The sequence below is a fragment of the Chitinophagales bacterium genome (genome assembly GCA_019694975.1).
Taxonomy (GTDB): domain Bacteria; phylum Bacteroidota; class Bacteroidia; order Chitinophagales; family UBA10324; genus JACCZZ01.
This window is the reverse complement of the sequence record JAIBAY010000010.1, coordinates 43,356-69,841: the sequence shown is the minus strand read 5'-3', so window position 1 is coordinate 69,841 and position 26,486 is coordinate 43,356. Positions and strand designations below refer to the sequence as shown.

Here is a 26,486-nt window from a genome sequence, read left to right as displayed (position 1 = left end):
CGCGCAGTACGTGTACATGAAGCATTTAACATCCGCCGACGGCTTGCCCAGTAATGTGGTGTATGATGTGCTGCAGGATGATGACGGGTTTATCTGGTTTGCCACGGATCATGGGGTGAGCCGCTTTGACGGAAAACACTTCGTGAATTTTTTAAAAGCCGATGGCATTGCAGATGATGAAATCATCCGGCTCGGAAAAGATCACCTGCAAAGAATCTGGTTTCTTGGCTTCAACGGAAAAGCTTCCTTTTACCTACATGGAAAATTCTACCATGAAGGCAACTCCGCTGTAGCCGCGCAAACACAGTTGAATTCCGTTTTCTGCAAAGTACTGATCTCTAAAAAAGGCACCGTTTACCTTGTTTCCAACAGCGATGGATTTATTGCGGTGAATGGCGACACGGTTGAACGTTACTCCAAAAAAACCCTGCTCGATTTAACCGGCTTCAATTACCTGAACGGTTTAAAGTCAGTGAAGATGGACACGGCCGGTCAGCTTTTGCTTTTTACCGGAGACAGCGCAACTATCTTTAGCCGTGGCAAAGTAACCCCGTCGCCACAACATTATCCTGCAAATATCATTCATGGCTTTATGTTGTCTGACGGCGCCTGTGTGATTTTGGGTGACAATGGTTTCGTGCGCTACAATGGCAATAAAACAGATACGGCATACGGTTTTGAGCAGAATCCCCTGTCTGAATACAACAGCGTGGAAGAAGACGGTAACAACAACCTATGGCTGATGTCGAAGAGCGGAGCGCGGCTGTTCCGCAATAAAATGCTGGATACAGCGCATCAGCTGAAGATTCTGGAAGGCAAATACTGCGGCCATGTTTTTACCGACAGCGAAGGCAATACATGGATTGCTCCCCTGCGTGATGGTGTTTACATGATTCCCTCCGTTGATATCCGGTTTTTGAATCTGCAGGATGGTTTAGTGAATAATGATGCCATCGTGCTGGCCAACCATCCGGAAGGCGCGATCGCCGGATTCTCAAATGGCAATATTCAACTCATCCGTTTCCCCGGCGGGCATATTGTGGTGATGCCTCCCGAAGAAACCGGGGGTTATCCGGTAAATATTTTTCCGGGAGGGAATAACCGCTGGCAATGCATCACCAATAATGAACTGATTTTTACGGATGCACAATTCAGGCCATTGAAAAGGGTAGTGATCGGATGGACAAAATCCGCAGCACAGCTGCGTGATGGATCATTGTTGCTCGGCGGCGGTCAAAAACTATCTATGCTGCATGAAACCCGTTTATCGGTACTGTATCAGTTTCCGCACGATAAGCGAATCTATGCCGTTGCGGCAGACGATGATGGCAAGTTATGGATGGGCACAGAACAAGGATTGTACACGCTGCACGATACGACAATTCAGTATATGGGAGACAAGTTGCCTGCACTTGCCGGCAGAATAAACGATCTCCGGCTGGATGCGACAGGCAGGCTGTGGATTGCATCGGCAGAAAATGGTTTGCTGATGCTTGAAAACGAGCATCTGCAGATCATGACAGCGCCGGAAGAAAAAATTTCTGCGCGAAACATTTTTGTCGACGATGACCATGTGGTGTATGCCGGAACAGATGCCGGCCTTATCATGCTGAAAGAAATGGAGAACGGCCGCTTTCAGATTACACGGTTCAGGAAACAGGATGGTCTTCCTTCAGAGAAAATAAATGCGCTCCTCGTAAAAGACGGGATGATATGGATAGCGACGGATGAAGGCCTGCAGATTTTTCCCGTTAACAGCAAACTGAAAAAAATTGAAAGTGTCCCGATCTACCTTTCTTCATTCACGGTAAACAGCATGCCTGTCACGATAGCTCCGGACCTGGAATTTGATTCCCGGCAAAACAATATGCAGTTATCTTTTTCAGGCATCAGTTTCCGGGAAGCCGACGCCGTTACATACCGTTACAAGTTACGCGAGAATGATGGCGGCTGGCAATACACAACAAATTCCACTTTGGACTTACCGGCTTTGCCTGCCGGAAAATACCATGTTACAGTACAGGCGGCTACAACAACAGATAACTGGTCGAAGCAGCCATTGCAACTCACCTTCACCATTCAACTGCCATTCTGGAAGACGAACCTGTTTTATGCATTGATCATTTTCCTGTTTGCAGCAAGCGGTGTACTGCTGTTTCGCTACCGTTATACACTCAAATTGCAGAAGGAAGAACAGAAAAGAAAATCCATTGAAGCGGAACTTGCAGCATTGCGGTCGCAGATGAATCCGCATTTTATATTCAACTCGCTCAACGCGATCCAGGATTTTATCTTTCAGCACAAAACGGAAGAAGCCAATGAGTACCTGGCAAAATTTGCAAAGCTGATCCGCGCTGTTTTGCAGCAATCACGCAAAAAAACAGTCACCGTTGATGAAGAATGCGAGTTGCTGAAAACCTATCTTGAGTTGGAATCACTGCGTTTCAATTGTTCCTTCGACTGGGAGATTATCACCGGCAGTGAAATGGATACCGATGAACTGATGATTCCATCCATGCTGCTGCAACCGGTGGTGGAAAATTCCATACGGCATGGATTCAAGAACCTGCAGCGCAAGGGAAAGCTTTCGATCCGCTTTATGAAGGAAGGTGATGATATCTGCTGTGAGATCACCGACAATGGTACCGGCCGTGTTACCGAGAAAAATGGTAAAGGCAGTTCACTGGCGATGGCCATCATAGAGGAACGTATAAAAATTCTCAATCAGTCATTGCAATGGCCCTGTACCATGGAGGTTTTTGATCTCCATGATGGCGGAAATCCTGCAGGGCTAAAGACGGTTTTCAGGTTTCCCTTATCCATTGGGTCATGAAGCTTTTGGACAAACTTATACGCCCCGTAATTTCAAATTTCCTTTTTGCCTGCCAACTCCATTAATAATTAAACTATATTTCATGCGCTTCAAAAATCCCTGCAGATGTTCTCCTTTATTATTGTGGAAGACGAAGAGCATGGCGCAAATGTATTGTTGCAGATTATGATGCTGCATTTTCCCGCTATGCAGTTTAATGGCAGGGCCGCCGGCGTCGGCGAAGCGATAGCACTCATCAAAGAAAAAAAACCAGACCTGGTTTTCCTCGATGCGGAGTTGTCGGACGGCACCGGCCTTGATGTCTTAAGGCACTTTGATCAGCGGCCGTTCAAAACGATCTTCACCACGGCATATGATCATTATGCCTTGCCTGCCATCAAATTTTCTGCCGTTGACTTTCTGCTAAAACCCATCAGCATCGAAGAAACTAAATCGGCGGTAGAAAAAGCCATGCAGCAGTCGCAGACCGAGCGGATCGATCAGCTGGTGAAGACGCCGGAAAGCGGCGCTTTGAAACGCCTGGCGCTGCCTACGCTGGAAGGATTTGCATTTGTTGATATAAGCGATCTTGTTTTTCTGTCGGCGGAAGGAAGTTATACAGTCCTGCACACCACCGATGGACAGAAACATGTTGTTTCCAGGCCCTTGAAAGAATATGAAGAGTTGCTGGAGCCGCTGGGCTTTTTCAGGATTCACCACAGCCACATCGTACGGCTTCATCAGATCAGCAAGTATGTAAAAGGCAGCGGAGGATATGTTGTCATGAAAAACGGCAAATCACTCGATGTGTCGGCAAGACGAAAGGATGATTTTCTGAAGAAGCTGACAGAGATGTAAGCGCGCGCCGGCTTCCTGCTGATTATCTTCATTTACCTGTTCAATCCGCCGGTATTCCCTGGCGGGCAAACCGCTATTGATGACAGCCATCCGGCCCTGATTACACTTACCTGTCTAACGCAGACACTTATCAGCTAAAGCCCGACATATATGAGTTACGGCTTTTGCTACGTACGCTGTCCACGTATTTTTATTTTTCTGATGAAAGAACCGAAAATAATCATTGATCATGACGGTAATGAAAACTGGGAAACCTATCAACCTGAGGTGGCGCTGATTTCCATGAAAGAATACATTCAGATTCGATTCACCAAGAAAACCGCGGATGCCGTGAATATTTACAAACGTAAATCAGCAAGTGAATCCTGGGAATTTATTGCCACGGCTGTCAACTCACCATTTGACGATCATGAATCGGAGGAGACCTGGGAATACAGGATTCGCGGCGTCAGAGACAGCCGTGAAGTAGGGCTGCCGGTAGTGCTCGCATACCATTCACACAATCATTCAGCATAAAAAATTTTACAAACCCCAAATTCCAACAGTATGAAAAAATTTTTCCTACGGCTTACAGCTGCTATCATTGTTTTGATAAGTGCCCAGCAATTCAGCGCGGCACAATATGTAGCCAAGATCACACAAAATCCGACCTATCCCTGCGATGCCGGATCAGTGGGTGGTGGCACCGGGCAGGATTGTATCCATGTTTGCCTGGGTGATACTGTTGATTATACTACGGATGGGCAGGGCATTGATATCAAATGGAACATCAATGGCGATGGAACCATACTGAGCGGACAGGGAACACAGACCATAACCGTGGCCTGGAATTCACCGGGCACCTACCAGGTGATTGTAGTGATACAAGGCCCCGACGGCAATCCAACCGTTGCACACTTATGTGTGATTGTAGAACCCGGCGTCACGGCTGTCATTGGTTATGACCCCGGCCTTACGATCGTAAACGGCTGCATCAAAATCTGCAACAACACCACCATCAATTTTAACAGCACAGGATCCTATGCCAACATTGTAAGCAGCGACTGGGACTTCGGTGATGGCTTCACCACCACCACTACAGGAAGCACCATAAGTCATACATACACGACACCCGGCACTTATACTGTTATGCTGACTGCCCACAGTGCGTGCTGCAGCGATACTGCGCAATACTGTGTTACTGTCGACTCTTCTTCGGGGCCCGATATTTTTTGCATCTCACCGGTATGTGGCGGCACACAAGGTGTGCAATACTGTACCAATGCCGTTTGCAGTACCTATAGCTGGTCTATCCTCGGAGGCACCGGCACCATACAGGGGCCCAGCAATGCAACCTGTGTGACGGTAAACTGGGGAGCAGGCCCTGCAGGATCTCTTTCACTTGCCACCACGCTGTGCACTCCGGCCACTTGCCCTGTTGCAACTGTTGCAACGATACCCATCATGCCCAACGGGCCTTTTACCATTAACGGTCCCACTATTGTTTGTTCTCCCGCAACCAACACCTATTCGGCACCTATCATTCCAGGCGCACAATACACCTGGACGCTGACAGAACCTTGCACCAATAACACCACTACGTTACCGTCCGGCTCACCGGCTTATTTACAGACCATCAACTTCCCTTGTGTAGGCACGTATGTACTCACCTGTCACATGAGTAATGATGTGCTGGAGTGCGAAGGAGATGGAATCATCACCATCAATGTGCTGGATAAGTACAGCATCTCCGGACCGGATTCCGTGTGCGAAAATACCAGTGGCACTTTTTCAGCTTTGCAGAATTTTTTGCCTTTCAATTGTGACTGGACGACATCTCCATCCGTTGGCACCGTGCTGAACAGCCCGAATGCATCCTTGAATTTTACGACAGCAGGAACATACGTTATTACAGCGGTGCCCTCCGTCCCGAACACTGCATGCAACCCGCCACAGACATTAACGGTGGTGGTAATGCCCGCACCTTTACAGGCTACCATCACACCAAATCCGACCGTTTGCCCGGGAACACCTTATAACTACACGGCAGCGGGTTCAGGTCCCGGCGTCACCTATAACTGGACTTCAACGGGAGGAATAACCTTTGGCAATGCATCCGCCAATCCGGTAACAGCCAATATCCCGAATACATTTTCTACCGGCACCATAACCGTAACTCCGGTGAGTTCAATTGGCTGTGCAGGTCCATCCACCACCATCACGGTGAATGGATATTCCACTCCATCGCCCACCATCACCGGCCCGTCTTCTGCCTGTCCTGATGTGAATACTACCTACAACATTGCACTCTCTTATCCAGGCAGTTCAACGGTTAACATCACCATCTCACCAGCCAATGCCGGCGTGATTGTGAATCAGACCACCACCACGGTTGATATCAAGTGGTTTGTCATCAGTCCGCCCAATGCCACAATCACCATAACAGAAACAATTTGTGGCAACCTGACCGGCACTTTCACAACACCGCTCATCAATATTCTGCCATTGCCTACACCTACTGCTGCCGCTTCCGGCGGTTGCACTGGAAGCAATGTCACGCTCACTGCTACGGGCGGTACCAGCTATGCATGGTTTCTCGCCAATGGCATTCCCGTTGGATCGGGCAGTCCGTTATCTACGCCTTATGTAGCGCCCGGAAATTATTATGTTGTTGCCACCGGGGCGAATGGTTGCTCGAAAATAGCCTATGCATTAGCAGCCGCATTTCCGGAACCAACCGTTTCAAATCCTTTAGGCCCTGCAACCGGGTCATGCGATCCGTTGACCGGACTTTTCAGCCCTGCCGTTACGCTGCAAACAGTAAATGGCCCTTATACATTTTTATGGTCGAATGGCAGCACCACTTATTCGACCGCTGTAACCACGCCCGGCACCTATACCGTTACCGTTACTTCTGCCAATGGTTGCATAAAAACGCAAACGCATACAGTCCTTTGCGGATGCGGAGCACCATGTCCTACCTGTGTGGATGGCGGCAATTGTGACATCGTAACCGGAGACCTGTTATCGCCCGCAACGCTTACCTCACCGGCAGCGGTTAGTTACACGTGGAGCCCTGGTGGACAAACTACACAGACGATCAGTACTGTTGTTCCGGGACTTTATTCCGTTACTGTTCCTAATCCGGGCAACCTGGCTTGCCCGACGTCTACGTATTCATTTTATGTGCATTGCACTAATGATGTTTGTCCTTACAGCGGAAATCCGGTGTGTACGGCAAATCCGCCAACGGTAACACAAGGCGTTCCCATCTGCAATGATTTCACTTTTGTGACCAATAGCAATTGCGCGGGTACTGCGGTATGGAACTTTGGAGATGGTTCACCCGGCGCATCAGGAAATACGGTAATGCATACCTATTCACAGGTGGGCACCTACCAGGTGTGCTATACTTTCGGCGGTAATCCGCCCTGCGATCCGGGTGCAACAGCCTGTACGAACGTGACGGTGCCTGTTGCTGCCAACTTCAGTACGCTGGTGAACTGTTCCACCGTTCAGTTTACCGATCTCTCCACTTTCCTTTCAGGCTCCATCAGCGGATGGTTCTGGCAGTTCGGTGATCCCGGCAGCAATACTTCAACTTTGCAAAATCCTTCCTTCACCTATCCAAACGGCGGCGTTTACCTCGTGACACTCACCGTCACTGTCGGCCTCTGCCAGGCAAAGATTACTATTCCGGTAACCATCAATGCGCCGAACATTGCTGCAAATTTTGTAACGAGTGCCTGCAATGCGCCGGTGCAGTTTTCCGGCTTCGACCTGGGTTCCAGTCCGCCCATCGTGAGCTGGAACTGGAACTTTGGCGATGGCAGCTTTTCAACCGTTTCGAGTCCATCACATACTTTCCCGCCTCCAGGTCCGCTTTCGTATAATGTGACGGTAACAGCTACCAGTGGTGCAGGCTGCACGACTACAGCTTCCGGAACGGTAAATATTAATATTCCGCCGCCGCCATTCAACCTGCTATACAATTCACCGGATTGTGGTTTTGTATTGCTCGATGCCGGGCCGGGTTATGCCTCGTATCAATGGTACCTGAACGGAACAGCGCTCAGCGGCGAAACTTCTCCAATGCACCTGGCAATCGTTTCCGGTAACTACTATTGCGTGGTGACTGATATGAATGGTTGTATCATTCAAAGCAACATCGCTTCAATTGTGGTGAATCCTTTACCTGTCCTGACACTTTCGGCAAGCCCGCAGCCTTTGTGCTCGGGTCAGCCAATAACGCTCAGCTCAGGGCTTGGTGCGGGATATACCGTGAAGTGGTATGATAACACCTTTACATACCTGGCTACCGGTTCCACTTATTCACCGGGTATGCTGCCGGCAGGAACCTACACTTTCAATGCGATTGCTGAAGATAACGTTACAATGTGCCAGTCGAACGCTGCCATTACAATCACCGTTAACCCATCACCGTCTGTTACCATTTCCAATTCCAGTCCCGGTGGTATTTGCGCACCTAACGGCGTAACACTTACGGCTACTGGTCTGCCCCCAAGCGTAAATTATGCATGGAGCACCGGCGCCATCACCACTGCTATTACCGTATACAGCAGTGGGCTCTATACGGTAACCGTTACAGATCCTGCAAGCGGTTGTATGGCAACGGCCAGTGATAATGTAGTCATCTTTCCGCTACCTGACCTGAGCCTGCTGCCGATTGGCTGCGATTCAGGTTGTATCAGCCCTGTGGCAGATACCATTCATGGACCTCCCGGGATGATTATGTATGACTGGCAGATCAATGGCGTGAACGTCAGCAATCTTCAGGATCTTGGATTGAATCCAGGCAACATGCCCAACTACGGAGTTGCTTATGTAATAAAACTGATTGCCACTACGCCCTATGGCTGTGTCGACAGCACCAGCTTTGAATATACACCAAGAAGCTGTGACTCATCACACTGCTACGAGATGACCGACACGATCTGGTGTAACCTTGATGGAACCTATTCTTTCCAGCTGAATGTCAACAACCTCAATGCAACGCAGTCAGCTTCCATCATGCTGAATAATTTCACGTCACCGTTCATGGTAAACGGACTGAGTTATTATTACCAGTTCCTCAATCTTCCGCCAAACAGCTCAAGCGGTTGGTTCCCTGCCACTCCACTGATACTGAGTTTGCCGCCCAATTCGCCGGTACCCGCGGAATTCTGCCTGCATTCCATCATGATCTATGGTGATACCTGTTGCTACGATTCTATCTGCATCCCCATTCCGGATTGTGTGCCGTGTGATAACATCAGCATCAGTTCAACCGATGAAGATTCATCCTGCTGCAAAACCGTATCGTTGTATAACAATTACAACGGAGGGTATTTTTCAGGAATACAGGTTACGCCAATTACCGTGGGCGCCACAATTGGGTCCACGTACCTGGGAGGCGCTTATACGGGATCATGGAATTCTCCGGTGAATAATGCTTCGACGGTGATTTATGAGCCGAATGTTGGTTTCATTCCTACCGGGAATACGCCCGGACTGTTCACGATGTGCCTGTCACTGGCTCCCGGAACGCCTTCACCGCAGATTGTGGTGCTGAACTGGCTGACCCCAAATTCCATGGGCGACGATAGCATTGCCTGTTCCGATACCCTTAAATTCTACTGCATCTCAGAACCACTGAATCCATGTGGCACGGTAGAAGATACTATCATCTGCCTGGGCGACGGAACGTACCAATACAGCTTTACGCTCACGAATAACAGCCCTAATCCGATCAGCCAGGCCGTGATTGATTACATGAACCCAACAGGAATGCTCAACAACTTCCCGCTGGTATTCTTCTACCCGCCGCTTGCGCCCGGAGGCAGCTACACACAGACCTTTACCTTTAATACTGCATTACCCGCCGGCTCTGTTATATGCTACCATATCACTTTACTTGACAGCATCGGTTGCTGTTGCCATGCCGTAGATACCGTATGCTTTACTATACCGGATTGCGATGTGTCCTGCGCCTGTGGCCATTGGGATGATATTTTTGAGATTCATGTTGACCCTGTTCCCGCCGGATCATCCAATACACAGCTCATTGAATGCGGGGCTATGCTTACTAACCTGATGCCCGGTGCTGCTATCAGTTTCGTAACACCAATGTATTTCTGCACCGGCAACGATGCCACCTGTACCTCCAATATATCGTGGAACATTGCAGGTGCATCGCCTTCATCCGGAACAGGATTGCCTGTCTTTACACTGAATACAGCCGGCACGTATGTTCTTAAATTGTATGCATCCTGCGGAGGCAATATCTGCGATTCCTGTACGATTACATTTGTAGTGGAAGAGCCATGTGCCTGCGGTCACTGGTCAACATTTACTGCCGATATAGTAGCCGGTGGCATCACAAGCACGGGTGTTATGTATTGCGGCGCTCAGTTTGACCAGGTGCTAACGGGAACAAGCTATAACTTCACTTCCGGCGGATTTGGCTGCAACGGTGATCCCGCTGTCTGCCAGTCGCAAATTACATGGAGCCTGCCCGGTGCCATTCCTTCATCAGGAACAGGGTTGCCATCATTTACGTTTAATGCCGCCGGCAGCTACACGCTGCAACTGTATGGCTATTGCGGTGGTAACCTCTGCGACAGTTGTTCAATGACCTTCTATGTAACGGAAGACTGTAATTGCGGCGCGTGGGCTCCGTTTGATGTTACCACGAGTAATGTGTCTTACATCAATCAGGCATGTGGAACAACCTATAACTCGAAGTTAGGATTTCCGATTACCGTAGGCGGCGCCTATACCTGCCAGGGCGGGCCGGCCTGCAATGCATCCTATTCATGGGTGATAAACAAAGGAACAGTGCTCATTCAGAGCGGCACCTCGCTGCCGGTAACATTCACACCGGTAACAACAGGCAGCTATTCTGTAGTGATCACGGCTACCTGCAACGGTCAGTCATGCGGTACCTGCACCTTTACCTTCAAGGTGAAGAACCCCGCACTTGCTTTCGGAACACCGGCTGATGGCAGCGGTGAAAAGGCAGTGATTGAAACCGTGCAGCTTAAGGCAACGCCTAACCCGGCTCGCGGCATAGTGACGCTGCACATCACATCAACTGATACGGAAAGCGGTGTCATTGGCTGGTATGATGGATTAGGTATTGCACGTAAGCAAATCAGCGCATCATGGACCGGTCCTGAAACAGATATTGAGATGGATGTAAGCGACCTTGCGGAAGGAATCTATTTCGTGAGGTTCAATGGAACAGGAGGCAGTGGATTAACGAAGGTGATAATCATGCGATGATGAATATGCTTCACTGAATTAACCCCTCCTGTCGCTTCGGCAGGAGGGTTTTTTTATCCCTAAAGGAAAGTCATAAATCTGCTTTGCGGAGTATAAATTTCCGGTTAACGATAATTCATCCGCTGCTTCAGGCATATTTTTCAGCCATACAATTCAAGGCGCACCTGTTTGTCTTCATATCCCATGGCAATAATCCGGCGGCGCGCTTCATCAACCATGTTCTTCCATCCACATAAATAAAACTGTGCGGGCCGCTTATCGGAGAACAATGATTCATACACTTCATGTACATATCCTTTATGGCCGGTGAATGCCGCTGTTTCCCTGCTGAGGGCGATATGATAGTGGAACCCCTCCACTTTTTGTTGTAACACTTCCAGTTCTTCGCGATAGAGCAGGTCTTTCAGGAAGCGTGAGCCAAAAATCAAGTGCATCTCTTTATGCGCCCGCGGGTGATTTTCGAGGTCGAGCAGCATGGAACGAAAAGGAGCAATGCCCGTGCCGGTGGCAATCAGGCACAGGTCTTCTTTCATCTCCGGTGGTAGAATAAAATTGCCGGCAGGGCCTTTAAATAATAATGCAGAACCTTTATGAAGCTCTTTCCATAAATAGTTAGTGCCCAGTCCGTGGGGAGCATGCACAATCAGCAATTCAAAACAATTACTGCCATCAGGCGTTGAAGCTATCGAGTAACTGCGCCAGCGATGATTTTTTTTATGATGTATTGGCAAGTCAACGGTAATAAACTGCCCGGGAATGAAATCAAAGACCTCCAGCTCCGGCACTTTGAAAAAGAATCGCTTTGTGTTTTCAGTAACGTCAGTGATACCCGTCACCACGGCGGTATACCATTTATCCAATGCCATATCCAGTCACTTTTTATGATAATAGCAGATAACTGTATTTCGCGAAAGAATGTTCACTTTGGAAAGCCGGGAATATGATTAAGCAGGCTAACCCGCTTTGTTTTCAAAATACGGTATTTCATCATGCGGCTGCTTTTCCTGCTGCAGCCAATAGGCCAGCGTTACGATGTGGCCGCTTTCCGTTTTCAGCGATCGTCCAAAAACAGCATTCGTGGCATTAAACATCACATCCGTTACGCCGATGGTATATGTTTCGGGTGGTGAAGGCTGCGTTGGCAATGCCTCGCCGGAATTTGCGGCCGTTACAGGAACATCGGTGGCAGCTGCCGGTTTTGCGGCGGCGGCTTTGGGCGGAGGAGATTTAACCACAACTACTGCATAACCATTGAAGGCCAGCAGGTCCTTTAAAAAGGAAATGCGCGCAGGGGCGGCATTCTTTTCCACTATAGCGCATTTCACACCTTCCAGATCTTCAAACTCATGGTTTTTATTGATGGCCATCTGTCGCTTTCATTAAAAGGTGGGGCTCAATGCATAAATGTAATCATACAATGTTGTAGAGAATCCGATCGTCAGCAGGCCTGCCACGCATAGCAACAATGATATTTGAGGCAGCATACTGATCTCCAGTTTCTGAAGCGGTGTTTCATTGGTATCCATGAACATCGCTTTCACAATGCGCAGGTAATAATAAAGTGAAACCACCATGTTCAGTGCGGCAATTGTTATCAGCAGATAATTTCCTTTTCCCGCACCGGCCATCAAAAGAAAAAACTTTCCGAAAAACCCGGCCGTGGGTGGAATTCCCGCCAGCGAAAAAAGAGAAAGCGTAAGCACCAGTGCCGGCCACGGATTTGAATGATACAGGCCACGATAATCTTCCACACTTTCCTTTCCCGTTTTGGAAGCTATCAGCGTTACTACACCAAAAGCACCCAGATTGGAGAAAATGTAAATCATGATGAAGTAGATGACCGATGCCGTTGCTTCCTGCGAGCTGCCCGACAAGCCGATCAATATAAATCCCACTTGTGCAACAGATGAAAAAGCAAGGAATCGTTTGAGGTTGTTTTGTCGGATGGCGAAGAGATTTCCCGTAATCATGGTAAGCACAGCAAGCAGGAACAACATATTATACCAGGTTGCTGCCAATGGCTTAAATACAATATAGAGCACGGATGCCATCACAAAAAACATCGCACCTTTCGATATCACAGACAAATATGCCGTAACTGACACGGGTGATCCCTCATAAACATCGGCTGTCCACAGATGAAATGGTACCGCCGATATTTTAAATCCAAAACCCGCCAGTAACAGAATGAAGGACAACAATTGCAACGGGCTTCCGGTCAGGGCACCGGAAATCGCTGCAAAATTCAATGTGCCGGTAGTGCCGTAAAGGAGGGAAATGCCAAACAATAACATTCCGGAAGAGAATGCCGACGACATGATAAACTTCATAGCCGCTTCAGAAGAACGCCTTTTTTCAAGATCGAAATTGGAAAGCGCGGTTAATGGAATGGCCGACAGTTCAAGCCCGAGATAAAACATCAGCAGGTTATTGCTTGAAATCATGAAGAACATACCAACCAGCGTGGACAGCAGTAACAGGTAAAATTCACTTACGTGCTCGTGTTTCTTCAGCCAGTCATAAGTCTGCAGGGAAATAAGCAGGGTGCCAAGGTTGAGCAGGCTTTTTTCAAATGCAATCAGTGTCCCCGTAGTAAACATACCGCCGAAGAGTGATCCGGTTCTGTTGAAAAAACAACCGGCAATGAAATTCAGCAGCAGTAATATATTAACCAGGCGCAACAGGCTTTCGTTTTTCATCTCATCACTGCTGATCTTAATAATGAGCAGGATGAACATGATGACCAATACGATCAGCTCTGATTTCATTAAAATAAAAAACTCCTCCATCAAGATGTTCCTGTTTGAATGACAGTCAACTTATGATTACCTATTTCAAAACCGGGTTCGAAATGTGCCTCTGTATGATTGATTTCATACCCTGCTGAATTTTTCTCCACATGAAAAATATCACTCCGTACTTTTTTCATTTCAGCATCACCGTTCTTCCCAAACTATGCATGATCTCTTCTGCGCCGGGCTGAATCAGGTCGTTCAGCCAAAACGGCGCAACGCCTATAACAACAATTCCTGCCAGCAGCACTACTGCGGCAAGCTTTTCATTCCAGTCTGCATCGCCCAGCACAAGGAATTCTTTATTGACCAATGGCCCCATGATTGCTGATCCAACGGCACGCAAAATGTAAACTGCTGTTACAACGATGGATGCGCAGGCAAGCACCGTTGCAATACGGTAAAAGACATCCGCCCTTTGCCATGATCCCATGAATACTGTCATCTCTGCCACAAAGCCGCTGAAACCCGGTAGCCCGAGAGAACAAAGTCCTGCCAGGACAAACACCGTAGAAATGAAAGGCATGATCTTCATCACGCCACCCAATTGTGAAACCATCCGTGTATGCGTCCTGGAATATATCATCCCGATGGCAGCAAAGAAAAGGGCTGTCATTAATCCATGAGAAACCATTTGCATCACAGCACCGGTGATGGCGGTCTGCGTAAGCATGCCGATACCAAGTAACACGAAGCCGCAATGACTAACCGAAGAGTACGCGTTGATATACTTAAGATCCGTTTGCATCATGGTGGCGAAGGCGCCATAGATGATGGCTATGGTGGCAAGCAAAACAATGAGCCATGAATATTCCTGTGCTGCCTGCGGCATAAGATAGGTGGCCACACGCAGGCAGCCATATCCACCCAGCTTCATGGAAATGCCTGCAAGGAACATGGATGCTGCCGTAGGTGCTGAAGAGTGGCCATCGGGCACCCATGTATGAAAAGGAAACAAAGCCGTGAATATGCCGAAGCCCACGAATGCAAATGGAAAAAAGATGCGCTGCGTTTCGATCGGAATATTCATTTGGGAAATCTGAATCAAATCGAAACTGTATGATCCACCTGCTGCTGCCGTGCTGTAGTATAATCCAAGCAACCCTACCAGCACCAGTGCGGAACCACCCATGAGCATCAATGCAAGTTTCATGGCACTGTATGTTTTCTTCCCGCTGCCCCATATACCAATCAGGAGAAACTTTGGTATCACGGCCACTTCGAGAAAGAAAAACAGGGTAAAGAGATCCAGCGAAATAAAAAATCCATATGCTCCCGCGGCGAGCAGGGTGAGGAGGAAAAAAAATTCGCGGCTCATCGTCTCTTCCCTCCATGAAACCAGGATGCCGGCAAATACTACAAAAGCCGTCAGCAGTATCATGGCGATGGAAATGCCGTCAACACCCAAATGGAAGTTGATATGCAGCGGTGCAAACCACGCATAGCTTGATTGAAAAAGCATTTGTCCGGTATTGCCTGCAGCCCTTTCCTTCCAGTATAAGTACAGCAGGATTTTAGCGGCGGCTATTTGTAACGTGGCGCCGGCAAGGGCAATTATTCTCACCTGCTTAAGTCCTTTGCCAAAAAGTATTCCCAGCAATGTCAGCAGCGGCAATATCAGGAGCAGTGAAAGATTCATGGACAACAGGCAAAATTTGCTCTGGCAAAATAAGAAAGGCGAATTGAATTTGACTCATTAATTTATGAATGCATTGTCATTGCAAAATGCTTGCATTCACCGGCGATACTGATTTGTCTCCGATAATTTCGATCACACTCGTTTCTTTCTTAATATGAAAAAAATGCGGGTAACTATATCTGCAGAACGGTGCACCTGTACAGCATCGTTTTCATTTGCCATGGTTACATGCCTGGATAAACCCGCCGGTGTATCAAAATGATTTTATTCCACTGTCGGTAAAAAGAAATCAATTTTGGAATGGCAGTAATGATTCCTGCTATCACGATTCCTCGTATTTTAGCCAATAGCCGAACAGGTCTTGTGGTGCTTTCTCTGCTTATGACATTTCAATTCTTTTGCATGAACCGGTTATTGTTATTGCTCCTTCTTGTTGAATCTGGCATTGCATACGCTCAATTCGAGAATATTAAAATTGATGATAGCGGCGGGCCCGAAGAACCAAGCATTTGCATCAATCCGAAAAACACGAACAACATTGTGGCCGGTGCGAATATCAATTACGTGTATCAATCGCTTGACGGCGGATTAACCTGGGAAAAAGATGCACTGGAATCGCCCTATGGCGTATGGGGCGATCCCTGCGTGTTCGCCGATACCGGCGGTGTTTTTTATTTCATCCATCTTTCCAATCCGCCAAACGGAAACTGGATCGACCGCATCGTCTGCCAGCGGTCTGTCAACCAGGGCACTTCATGGTCGGGAGGAAGCTATACGGGTTTAAATAGCAACAAAGCGCAGGACAAGGCATGGGCCACCGTTGACCGTACTACCAATACCATTTATGTTACCTGGACACAATTTGATGAGTATGGCAGCGCCAACCCCAACGACAGCTCTGTCATTCTCTTTTCAAAATCAACTGACCATGCTTCCACATGGAGCACGCCGGTCCGCATCAGCAACATTGCCGGGGACTGCCTCGATGGCGACAACACAGCCGAAGGCGCAGTGCCTGCCATAGGTGCCAATGGCGAAATTTATGTTTGCTGGTCAAACCGCGACACGCTCTATTTCGACAGGTCACTCGACGGTGGCACCACCTGGCTGGATGATGATATTGTGGTAGCGGATCAGCCGGGCGGATGGGATTATTTTATTCCGGGCATGTTGCGTTGCAATGGATTGCCGGTTACTGAAACGGATTTGAGCAACGGTCCTTATCATGGAACTATTTATGTCAACTGGACCGATCAGCGCAATGGTACCGACAATACCGATGTGTGGTTATCGAAATCCGGTGACGGAGGATCGACATGGAGCGCACCATTCAAAGTGAATGATGATGCATTTGCCAAGCACCAGTTTCTTACATGGATGGATATTGATCAGTCAACCGGTTTTATTTACGTTATCTTCTATGACCGCCGCAACTATGTCGATCAGTCAACTGATGTGTACCTGGCATATTCAACTGATGGCGGCACAACGTTCACCAATCAAAAAATCAGCGAACAACCCTTTCAGCTCACCACCGATGTCTTCTTTGGCGATTATACCAACATCAGTGTCTGCGATGGAAAAATTGCGCCGATATGGACGCGGCAGGATGGTATCTCCACCTCCGTTTGGACAGCCATGGTGGATATTGCCACGCTCGCAGAAACTACAACAGCGCCGGAAGCCAGTCACTTCACCCTCTATCAAAACTATCCGAATCCATTCAGCGGACAGACCACCCTGGAAGTGAACATTACCCGGCCGGGAATTTACTCACTTACACTGTATGATTTGTTTGGAAAAAAAGTTGCTGAAATTATCACAAACGATTTTTTGCGATTGGGTTGGCACCGGTTTACGATTGATGCAAAAAAGCTGAACCTGTCGTCCAATACTTATTATTACACCCTGCAAAAAGGGAATGAAATACAAAGCAAAAAGCTGTTGGTTGTATATTGAGGTGGTAAACCCTGGTTTCAAAAAATTTCGGCTTCGGTCATAAAAGTGATGTTGCGCTTCATCATTTTCTTACTCATCTTGCCCCCGTTTTCACCAGCAGAAATTATGCAAAGCAGCTATAAAGAATATTCCCTTTTGTGCCTCGGCGACTCTTATACCATCGGCGAACGTGTTGACGAAGCCGACCGTTTTCCCAACCAAACTGTATTGCAACTGCATTCAAAAGGAATCTATCTGGAAAATCCGCGTATCATCGCCACAACCGGATGGACGACAGATGAACTGCTCCATGCCATTGAGCAGGCGGATATCCGGCAGAACTATGACTTCGTAACCTTGCTTATTGGTGTAAACAATCAATACCGCGGCAGAAGCGCTGCAGATTACAGGAAAGAATTTGTGGATTTGCTGCAGCTGGCAATCCGGTTTGCGGCCGGCAACAAGCTGCATGTGGTGGTGTTGTCCATTCCTGATTGGGGCGCCACACCGTTTGCCGAAGGTCGCGACAGGCTAAAGATTGCAGAGGAAATAGATCTTTTCAACGCAATCAATAAAGAGGAAAGTGAAAAATATGGTGTGCATTATATAGATGTGACGGCAATTTCAAGAAAGGGATTGAATGATCTTTCGCTGCTGACAGATGACGGACTCCATCCTTCAGCAAAAATGTATGCCGAATGGGCCACCTTACTGACAACAACGATTGCGGGAGTAGTGAACCAGTCCGGCAATAGTGTAACAAAATAATAACGGCAGTGACGATGCCGCAAACATCATAATATACATTTAGAATGACTAATACGATCTTCATCACCGGCGGCACCTCAGGCTTCGGCCATGCCATTGCACGCATCTTTGCAAAAAATAAATGGCGTATCATCATAACAGGCCGCAGAGTGGAGCGGTTGCAAAATGTTGCTTCAACATTAAAAGAAGAATTCAATGCTGAGGTGCTCACATTGCATTTCGATGTGCGCGACAAGGAGGCCGTTAACAAGGCTGTTGCATCAATGCCTGATGAATGGAAAAATGAAATTTCCATAATGGTGAATAATGCCGGCCTTGCCGCCGGCCTCGACCTGTTGCAGGATGGCAACACCGATGACTGGGACCAGATGATTGATACGAATGTGAAAGGATTGCTTTATGTAACCAGCGCAATTGTTCCGTTCCTCATAAAGAAACAACAAGGTCATATTTTCAATATGGGATCACTGGCTGCCAAACAGGTGTATGAAAAGGGAAACGTGTACTGCGCTTCTAAATTTGCAGTGGATGCCCTCTCCCAAAGCATGCGCATCGATCTGCTGAAACACAGAATTAAGGTGACAGCCATTCATCCTGGAGCAGTGGAAACGGAATTCTCCAATGTGCGTTTCAAAGGTGATACGGAAAGAGCAAAGGCTGTTTATAAAGGCTATCAGCCATTAGTGGCAGATGATATCGCCGGCGTGGTGTACTATTGTGCCACGCTCCCGCCGAATGTCTGTATCAACGAATTGCAGATTTCACCCATTGCACAGGCAAGCCCGTTTTACCTCGACCGCACATCGTAAATTTCCTTATCTTCAAGATGTATCTTCTGAAAACTATTGTTGATGCGTATCCTTCACACGGCTGATTGGCACCTTGGCAAACGCCTGGAGAATTTTTCCCGCTTACCCGAACAGGAAGCGGTGCTGGATGAGATCTGCCACATTGCCGAAGAGCATCAGGCAGCTGCCGTAATCATTGCAGGCGATTTATTCGATACCTTCAATCCTTCCACAGAAGCCGTTGAACTTTTTTACCGAACGGTAAAAAGATTAGCGGCCAATGGCAAACGCGCCGTGGTGGCTATTGCGGGAAATCATGATTCACCCGAACGCATTGAGGCACCTGATCCTCTTGCCCGCGAATGCGGAATCATCTTCGCCGGCTTTCCTGATTCAATGGTCAGGCCATTTGCACTCGCTGATGGAATATCCGTTACTAAAAGCGATGCCGGCTTCATCGAACTGCAGCTGCCGGGCATTTCCTTTCCGTTGCGGCTTTTACTTACACCTTATGCAAGTGAATTACGGCTGAAAACCTTCCTGGGAACGGAAGACGCTGAATCTGCCTTGCGTGACTTATTGCAGCGGCACTGGCAGCAACTTGCTGATAAGTATTGTGATGAGCAAGGTATCAACCTGCTTGCCGCGCATCTTTTCTTTATGAAGAAAGGCACAACGCCTCCCGGTGAACCGGAAGAAGAGAAACCCATTCTGCATCTCGGTGGGGCACAGGCTGTTTATTCAGAGAATATTCCTTCAGCAATACAATATGCGGCCCTCGGGCACTTGCACCGAAAACAGTTGATAGACACTTTTCCCTGCCCGGTCATTTACAGCAGCAGTCCGCTGGCCTGCAGTTTCAGTGAATCTAATCAGCAGAAGTATGTAATGCTGGTGGATGCCGAACCCGGACAACCTGTGGTGGTAATGGAAATTCCCCTGCAGCAAGGCCGGCGTTTGCTGCGTTACCGCGCCGAAAACATGACGGAAGCCATTGCATGGCTGCAAAATAATCAGGAAGCCTTAGTGGAACTCACGATGGTAACCGGCGATTTTCTTACTGCCGAAGAACGTAAGCAATTGATGTCGGCTCATCCTTTCCTGGTGAATATTATTCCAGAATTGAAAAATATCAGCCAGGAAGGAAAAAATAAGACGGTCCGTCCCGACATCACTAAAAGTATGCAGGAACTGTTTGAAGATTACTTCATGCACCGCTACGGTCAACAGCCCAACGAAAACATCAAACATCTTTTTAAAGAGCTGCTCGCTGTGGAGGATCACACATGATACCCGTCAGCCTTACATTGGCCGGTATCTATTCCTACCGGGAAAAACAAACTATCGACTTCCAGCCGCTGACCGGAGCCGGCATCTTCGGCATTTTCGGATCAGTGGGCAGCGGTAAATCCACCATCCTTGAAGCGATCTCTTATGCACTGTACGGCGAAACAGAACGGCTGCACAAACGCGATGATCGTGCTTATAATATGATGAATCTGAAATCGAAAGAACTTTTTATCGACTTCATTTTCAAGGCGGGCAAAGAGGAACAGGAATACCGCTTCATGGTAAAAGGAAAACGCAACAGCAAAAACTTTGAAAAGATCACCTCGCTGGACCGCACTGCTTATAAAAAGATAAATGACACATGGGAGCCGGTGGAGGTAACCACCATCGCTTCCATCCTGCAGCTGAGTTATGAAAACTTCCGGCGCACCATCATCATCCCGCAGGGAAAATTCCAGGAGTTCCTGGAGCTCGGCCAGGCGGAACGTAATGAGATGATGAAAGAACTGTTTCACCTGCAACGCTTCGACTTGTCAGAAAAAGCTGCCACGCTGGAAGCCGAAAACAATGAGCAACGCATCCGGCTGGAAGAACGGTTGCAACAGACAGGCAGCATAACCGCTGAAGAAATCAGCGCAAAAGAAAATGAATCGCAGCTGCTGTTGCAACAGCTTCAAAGTCATCAGCAGGAACTGGCACAGAAAAGAATAACGGAACAATCACTGCAGCAGCTTAAAAAAATAGCGGAACGGATCGTGGAACAAAAATCCATACAGCTGTCACTGCAACAACAGGAGGGAGAGATGCTCCTGCTCGAACAACGAATTAAAAACTATGAATTTTGTCTGCTGCAGTTCAAGCCACTCTTCGAACGGAGCGCTGCATTGCAGGCAGAAATGAACAGCCAGGACGCAACGCTGAAAGCACAGCATGATCAGTTGCAGCAAACCATACATGCTTTACAGGAAAAGGAAAATTTGTTTCCGGCCGTAAAAGCAGCATTCGAAAACAGGCAGGAACTGAAATCACGCTGTGATGAACTGATTAAAATAAAGCAGCTGCATCAGTTACAAAGTGATCTTCGCGCAACAGCGGAACGGAGCAGCAAAGGCACAATTTTTTTGCTAAGCGCCGATAGAGAACTTGCAGCATTGCAACTGCAGAAAGATGCCCTATCCGCACAACTGAAGGAACTGAAAACACAACTGCCCGATTTGCAGGAGCTCTCTGATATCAGCAACTGGTTTGTGCAGAAAAATGCCATGGTATCCGCCATTCAGGCATTGGAAAAGGAACAACAAAGTGTGATGGCAACCCGGAAAAAAGTTGCCAGTCAAAGGCAAGCATTGTTTACTCCGGCGATTAATAAGCTGATCCGGGAAATGCCGGACGATCTGTCCGCATCAGGAATGATCAGTGAACTGAGAACAGTTGTCGAAACGATTGAGGAAAACATAACCGAGCACGCAGCCGCCTTACAACATTTATTACTACAGCAGAAACTGGAAGAACATGCCGCGCAGCTGAAGCCCGGAGAGCCTTGCCCGCTTTGCGGCGCCACGGATCATCCGCACATACTGTCTGCCACAGCCGTAAAAGCTGCCGTAAAAAAAGCGTTGGCAGAAAAAGATGCTACACAAAAAAAGCTGGAAGCACTGCAGGCGCTGATTCACGAACTGGATATCATAAGCAGCCGAGAAGCAGGTTATGCGGAACAATTGTCATCGCTTCAGGAAAGGCTGTTACTGGCAACCACAATGTTGCAGGAACACGATAAAAATTTTACCTGGGCCGGCTGGAGCAGGGAAGCTGCTAAAAAAGTTAAGCTTCAGTTTGATGCAGCGTCGAAAAGTCAAACGGAGATCGCCGCAATAGAACTGCAGCTTGAAACCATTGAAAAATCGAAAATAGAAAAAGAGGCATTGCGTGAAAAGGGACGTTTGACTTTTGAAGCACTCAACGCAACATCAGCCTCACTTCAGGCGCAGGTAGATTTGCTGCTTTCACAGTTTGTATTAATCAGGCCTGCGGAATATGAAGACGTGGAAGAAGCTTTTTTGGATGAAGAAATCAGGCAACTGAATGACGGTTATCTCACCGCCGAAAAAAATTACCATGCCTTTGATCAGCAGCTGCAGCAGTTGCGTAACACTGCGGGCCAGCTGAAAGGAAGCATCACGGCCGGTCATGCTGCACAGGATCGTACTACATTGCTCTTGCAGGAAACGAACGGCAATATCGGAATGCTGGCAAGTGATTCCGGCATCAGCCAAAAAGAAGCCGCGGCACTGCTTGCCTCATCATTGCATATAGCTGATGCGAAACAGACCATTCTTTTGTATCAGCAAAAATTACACACCACCCAACAGCTGCTGCACGAATTGGAAACGGAAGCCGCGGGACGAACGTATGATCAGGCCCTGCATACGCAGCTGCTGTCGGAAATCACGGCGCTGACCGATGGCACCGAACAAACTCATCGGCAGCTGGCCGGCCTGGAGGCGATGATCAGACATGCAAAGCAGCAGCTGGTGCAACGCATACTGATTATGCAGCAACAAAGTGCCGTGCAGCTGCGTGGCGAAGACATTGCCACTATCCGGCAACTATTCAAAGCAAACGGATTTGTTACCTATGTATCCGGTGTTCATCTGCAGCAGTTATGCAATGCTGCCAATGAACGGTTCTATAAACTCACCCGGCAAAAGATGCGGCTCGAACTGAGCGAAGGCAACAATTTCCTGGTGCGCGACTATATGAACAACGGGCAGACACGCAGCGTGAAGACATTGTCGGGCGGACAAAAATTCCAGGCAGCGCTTTCGCTCGCCCTTGCCCTTGCCGACAGCATTCAGCAACATGCACAGTCGAACCAGAATTTCTTTTTCCTCGATGAAGGATTCGGATCACTTGATGCAGATTCGCTCGACCTTGTGTTTGAAACATTGCGTGCACTCAGAAAGGAAAACCGCATCGTCGGCATCATCTCTCATGTAAAGGAAATGCAGCAGGAGATTGATACCTGTCTCAGTATCGTGAATGATGAAGAAGCCGGCAGCAGGATTACTGCCAACTGGTAAACGGAGATGATATTCCTTTAACGTATTAGCATTTTTGTGCCACGCAATCAACACAGAAAAAACACAGATGATCCGCAATAACAGATGGCCGCAGTGTGAAACAGGCAGGTGACGGACTGTTTCGCAACCGCATTTTCAACTAAAAATTTTTAACACCTGCTTCTTATCTCCATGCTATTTTATTTACTTTTATCAAACTTACTTTTATTCCTGACGCATATATATACTTCGCCGCTATGTCATCACGCCGCAACTTCATCAGACAATCCGGAGCAGCCATGTTTGCTGCTGCAGGCATCCCTGCATTTTCAACCATCATCAGCATAGGAGAAGTAAGTGCAGCAGTAAAGTACAGGGCACAGTTACCCGCCGCTGATTTTGCGCAGGATGAAGATTTCTGGGCTATGATACGGCAAGCCTACACTGTTTCGCCCAATATCATCAACCTGAATAATGGCGGCGTAAGCCCGCAGACCATGCATGTTCAGGAGATGCAATACAAATACATTCAAATGAGCAATGAGGCGCCCAGCTATTACATGTGGCATGTACTAGACCTGGGACGGGAACCATTGCGCCAAAAGCTGGCACTCCTTGCCGGATGCAGCGCCGAGGAGATTGCCATCAACCGCAATGCAACGGAAGCGCTTGAGACGGTCATCTTCGGGCTCAACCTGTCAGCCGGCGATGAGGTGATTCTTACCCGTCAGGACTATCCCAACATGATACATGCCTGGGAACAGCGCGAAAAACGCGATGGCATCAAACTCATCTGGCTCAACCTGGAAGTGCCGCAGGAGAGTGATGATTATTTCGTGAGGCAGTTTGTAAGTGCCATAACGGAAAAAACCAGGATAGTGCATGTTACACACATGATCAACTGGATGGGGCAGATTCAGCCCGTGAAAAAAATCTCCGATGCCGTTAAGAAGATCAACCCGGCTATTGAAGTGATCTCCGACTCGGCACATACCTTTGGTCATTTCGAGTATAACATTCCCGACCTTGGCTGCGACTATTGGGGCACCAGCCTGCACAAGTGGTTGTGTGCACCCTTCGGCACCGGCTTGCTGTGGGTGAAGAAAGAAAAAATTCCTTCGGTGTGGCCACTCTTTGCCAACGGTGATCCGCAGAGTGCCGACATCAAAAAATTTGAAGCACAGGGCACCCGTTCGTTTCCGGCGGAGATGGCAATCGGCTATGCCCTCGATTTTCATAATGCTATTGGTACACAGCGAAAAGAGGCGCGCCTTCGTTACCTCAAAAACTATTGGGCCGGCCAGGTGAAGAACGTGCCCGGCGTAAAACTGCATACATCATTAAAAGACGCTTTCTCCTGCGCAATCTGCGGCGTGTCTGTGGATGGCATAACTACAGGAGCGTTGAATGACTTTCTCTTTGCTAAATATAAAATTCATACGGTGAATATTGAATGGGAAAACATCAAATGTGTCCGCATCACTCCGCATGTATATACTTCCCTCGCCGACCTTGACAAACTCGTGGCTGCACTCACGTATGCTGCCACCAATGGTGTAAAGTGATTTTGCTGCATGTAATTGCTCGGATAAATAACATTTATTGCAATGCCTTTTTCTTTGTCAGCTTTTTCCGTAAGACAACCGGCCTCTGCAATACCGCGAGAGGTTACAGCCTGGATGCATGCGTTACACAAAATCATTTGCATCGGTGAAAAGTACATCGCATTTCACCATGCTAGCACACACTCCATCTGTATTGATTTCAAACCACACCAACGAAAAGAAAAAACATATAAGTTCTGCCGCAAAAAAAATGCGCTTCAGGTGAAGTCATCAAGACAGCTGTTTCCATAGCAAAAAATTATCTGACAAATGGAACCAAATAAGAATTCTGTTATCCGTGGTTTTCATCCTATAAAGGAAAAAGATGAACCGCATTACTTACTCAACTGAATTCAACCTTTCACTATTGCTTGTGCAAGCGCCCAACCCGTACGAACATCATATATGATGTCCCCGCCAAAAGCTTGAATCAGGATCCTCTCGGGAAGTTGTACTTTTCAAATCGATACAATAAACTGCTAAGCAATGAAAAACGCGCTAAACTGGTTTGAGCTACCGGCACTGGATTTTACCCGGGCCAGGAAATTTTATGAAACCCTCTTCAACTATTCCATGCCGGTTATTATTGATGAAGAAAATTTTAAGATGGGACTATTGCCCGCCGATGCGGAAGCCACTGGTGGTGCCATTGTTTTTAACACCGGCTATTATCAGCCGGCCGGCACTGCAGGACCACTGATTTACCTCAATGCCAATCCTGACTTATCTGTCGTGCTGCAAAGGGTTGAACCTGCCGGCGGAAAAATACTGATTGTAAAACGGCAGGTGTCTGTGCAATTTGGGTACATGGCAATATTCACCGACAGCGAAGGAAACCGGCTTGCCCTTCATTCAAAATCATAATTTACTGCCGCAGGTTTTTAGGGCTTGTAAAATGAAGCCGGCACATTTCGGTTGGTGGCTGAAATGGCTTGTCATCCGGCAAAGTATCACGGATCGCTGCTTGCAATCCCGTCTCTTTTCATTTACTTTGCCGCCATCTGAAACATCTCTTCTATGAAAAAACTACTGCTGCTGCTTCCGGTACTGATCCTCGTCTCCTTCAAGCCAAAAGAAAAACGCCATACCGTGGAAATCACCACCGATTATGGCGTAATCAAAATCATGTTGTACAATGAAACACCGCAACACCGCGACAACATGCTGAAGCTGGTCAATGAACATTTCTACGACAGCACGCTTTTTCATAGGGTTATTAAAGAGTTTATGATTCAGGGTGGTGATCCGGAGTCAAAACATGCTGCAGCAGGCACGATGCTCGGCAGTGGCGACGTAGGTTATACAATTCCCGCAGAATTCAATGCTGCCCTCTTTCACAAAAAGGGAGCACTGGCAGCCGCGCGCGACAATAACCCCGAAAAAAAATCCTCCGGCTGCCAGTTTTACATCGTGCAGGGGAAAAAATATGCGGACAGCGACCTTGATAACATCGAAAAAAGAGCAGGCATCAAGTACACGCCGGAGCAACGTGAAGTTTACAAGACGGTCGGAGGCACTCCTTTCCTTGATCAGAACTACACCGTGTACGGAGAGGTGTATGAAGGATTGAATATTGTTGATTCAATCGCCAGCGTGGCTACGGCACCGGGCGACAGGCCGTTGAAGGATGTCCGCATGTATATGAAGGAAGGCAAAAAGATAAAGGTGAAGTAAT

General features: G+C 47.9%; 16 protein-coding genes. 12 read left to right on the top strand and 4 right to left on the bottom strand.

Annotation, left to right across the window (positions count from 1 at the left end; translation table 11 throughout):
- Window positions 1–16: 16 nt before the first annotated feature.
- The 4 genes from K1X61_15155 (at window position 17) to K1X61_15140 (ending at window position 10,933) form a co-directional block, all read left to right on the top strand.
- Complete coding sequence (locus K1X61_15155) at window positions 17–2,833, top strand: histidine kinase (protein MBX7109986.1); 2,817 nt, start codon at window positions 17–19, stop codon at window positions 2,831–2,833.
- Between the two features lie 105 nt (window positions 2,834–2,938).
- The gene (locus K1X61_15150; GenBank protein MBX7109985.1) at window positions 2,939–3,670 is read left to right on the top strand and encodes a LytTR family DNA-binding domain-containing protein; all 732 of its coding nucleotides are present in this window, start codon (window positions 2,939–2,941) and stop codon (window positions 3,668–3,670) included.
- A gap of 201 nt (window positions 3,671–3,871) precedes the next feature.
- Window positions 3,872–4,186 carry a hypothetical protein gene (locus tag K1X61_15145; GenBank protein ID MBX7109984.1) on the top strand — a complete coding sequence of 105 codons (315 nt, stop codon included), beginning with the start codon at window positions 3,872–3,874 and terminating at the stop codon, window positions 4,184–4,186.
- A 30-nt stretch (window positions 4,187–4,216) separates the two neighbouring features.
- Window positions 4,217–10,933, top strand: coding sequence for a PKD domain-containing protein (locus K1X61_15140; GenBank protein ID MBX7109983.1), 6,717 nt, complete (start codon window positions 4,217–4,219; stop codon window positions 10,931–10,933).
- 140 nt (window positions 10,934–11,073) lie between these two features.
- On the opposite strand, the gene K1X61_15135 is transcribed toward K1X61_15140, so the two are convergent.
- The 4 genes from K1X61_15135 to K1X61_15120 form a co-directional block, all read right to left on the bottom strand.
- Window positions 11,074–11,799, bottom strand: a complete 726-nt coding sequence (locus K1X61_15135; protein MBX7109982.1) for an oxidoreductase — start codon at window positions 11,797–11,799, stop codon at window positions 11,074–11,076.
- A gap of 87 nt (window positions 11,800–11,886) precedes the next feature.
- Window positions 11,887–12,300, bottom strand: coding sequence for a hypothetical protein (locus tag K1X61_15130; GenBank protein ID MBX7109981.1), 414 nt, complete (start codon window positions 12,298–12,300; stop codon window positions 11,887–11,889).
- Between the two features lie 12 nt (window positions 12,301–12,312).
- Window positions 12,313–13,722 carry an NADH-quinone oxidoreductase subunit N gene (locus tag K1X61_15125; GenBank protein MBX7109980.1) on the bottom strand — a complete coding sequence of 470 codons (1,410 nt, stop codon included), beginning with the start codon at window positions 13,720–13,722 and terminating at the stop codon, window positions 12,313–12,315.
- A 136-nt stretch (window positions 13,723–13,858) separates the two neighbouring features.
- Complete coding sequence (locus K1X61_15120; protein ID MBX7109979.1) at window positions 13,859–15,364, bottom strand: NADH-quinone oxidoreductase subunit M; 1,506 nt, start codon at window positions 15,362–15,364, stop codon at window positions 13,859–13,861.
- Window positions 15,365–15,766: 402 nt separating this feature from the next.
- On the opposite strand from K1X61_15120, the gene K1X61_15115 reads away from it, so the two are divergent.
- The 8 genes from K1X61_15115 (at window position 15,767) to K1X61_15080 (ending at window position 26,485) form a co-directional block, all read left to right on the top strand.
- A complete protein-coding gene (locus K1X61_15115) occupies window positions 15,767–17,323 on the top strand; it encodes a T9SS type A sorting domain-containing protein (protein MBX7109978.1) in 1,557 nt (518 codons plus the stop codon).
- A 105-nt stretch (window positions 17,324–17,428) separates the two neighbouring features.
- Window positions 17,429–18,070: an SGNH/GDSL hydrolase family protein gene (locus tag K1X61_15110; GenBank protein MBX7109977.1), complete on the top strand. Its 642-nt coding sequence runs from the start codon at window positions 17,429–17,431 to the stop codon at window positions 18,068–18,070.
- A 44-nt stretch (window positions 18,071–18,114) separates the two neighbouring features.
- Window positions 18,115–18,879 carry an SDR family NAD(P)-dependent oxidoreductase gene (locus K1X61_15105; protein MBX7109976.1) on the top strand — a complete coding sequence of 255 codons (765 nt, stop codon included), beginning with the start codon at window positions 18,115–18,117 and terminating at the stop codon, window positions 18,877–18,879.
- Between the two features lie 42 nt (window positions 18,880–18,921).
- On the top strand, window positions 18,922–20,148 hold the full coding sequence (gene sbcD, locus K1X61_15100; protein MBX7109975.1) for an exonuclease subunit SbcD: 1,227 nt from the start codon (window positions 18,922–18,924) through the stop codon (window positions 20,146–20,148).
- On the top strand, window positions 20,145–23,228 hold the full coding sequence (locus K1X61_15095) for a hypothetical protein (protein ID MBX7109974.1): 3,084 nt from the start codon (window positions 20,145–20,147) through the stop codon (window positions 23,226–23,228). Before sbcD ends, K1X61_15095 begins: the two co-directional genes overlap by 4 nt.
- A gap of 236 nt (window positions 23,229–23,464) precedes the next feature.
- Window positions 23,465–24,772 carry an aminotransferase class V-fold PLP-dependent enzyme gene (locus K1X61_15090; protein ID MBX7109973.1) on the top strand — a complete coding sequence of 436 codons (1,308 nt, stop codon included), beginning with the start codon at window positions 23,465–23,467 and terminating at the stop codon, window positions 24,770–24,772.
- 525 nt (window positions 24,773–25,297) lie between these two features.
- Window positions 25,298–25,675, top strand: a complete 378-nt coding sequence (locus tag K1X61_15085; GenBank protein MBX7109972.1) for a VOC family protein — start codon at window positions 25,298–25,300, stop codon at window positions 25,673–25,675.
- A 153-nt stretch (window positions 25,676–25,828) separates the two neighbouring features.
- Complete coding sequence (locus K1X61_15080) at window positions 25,829–26,485, top strand: peptidylprolyl isomerase (protein MBX7109971.1); 657 nt, start codon at window positions 25,829–25,831, stop codon at window positions 26,483–26,485.
- Window position 26,486: the final 1 nt, after the last annotated feature.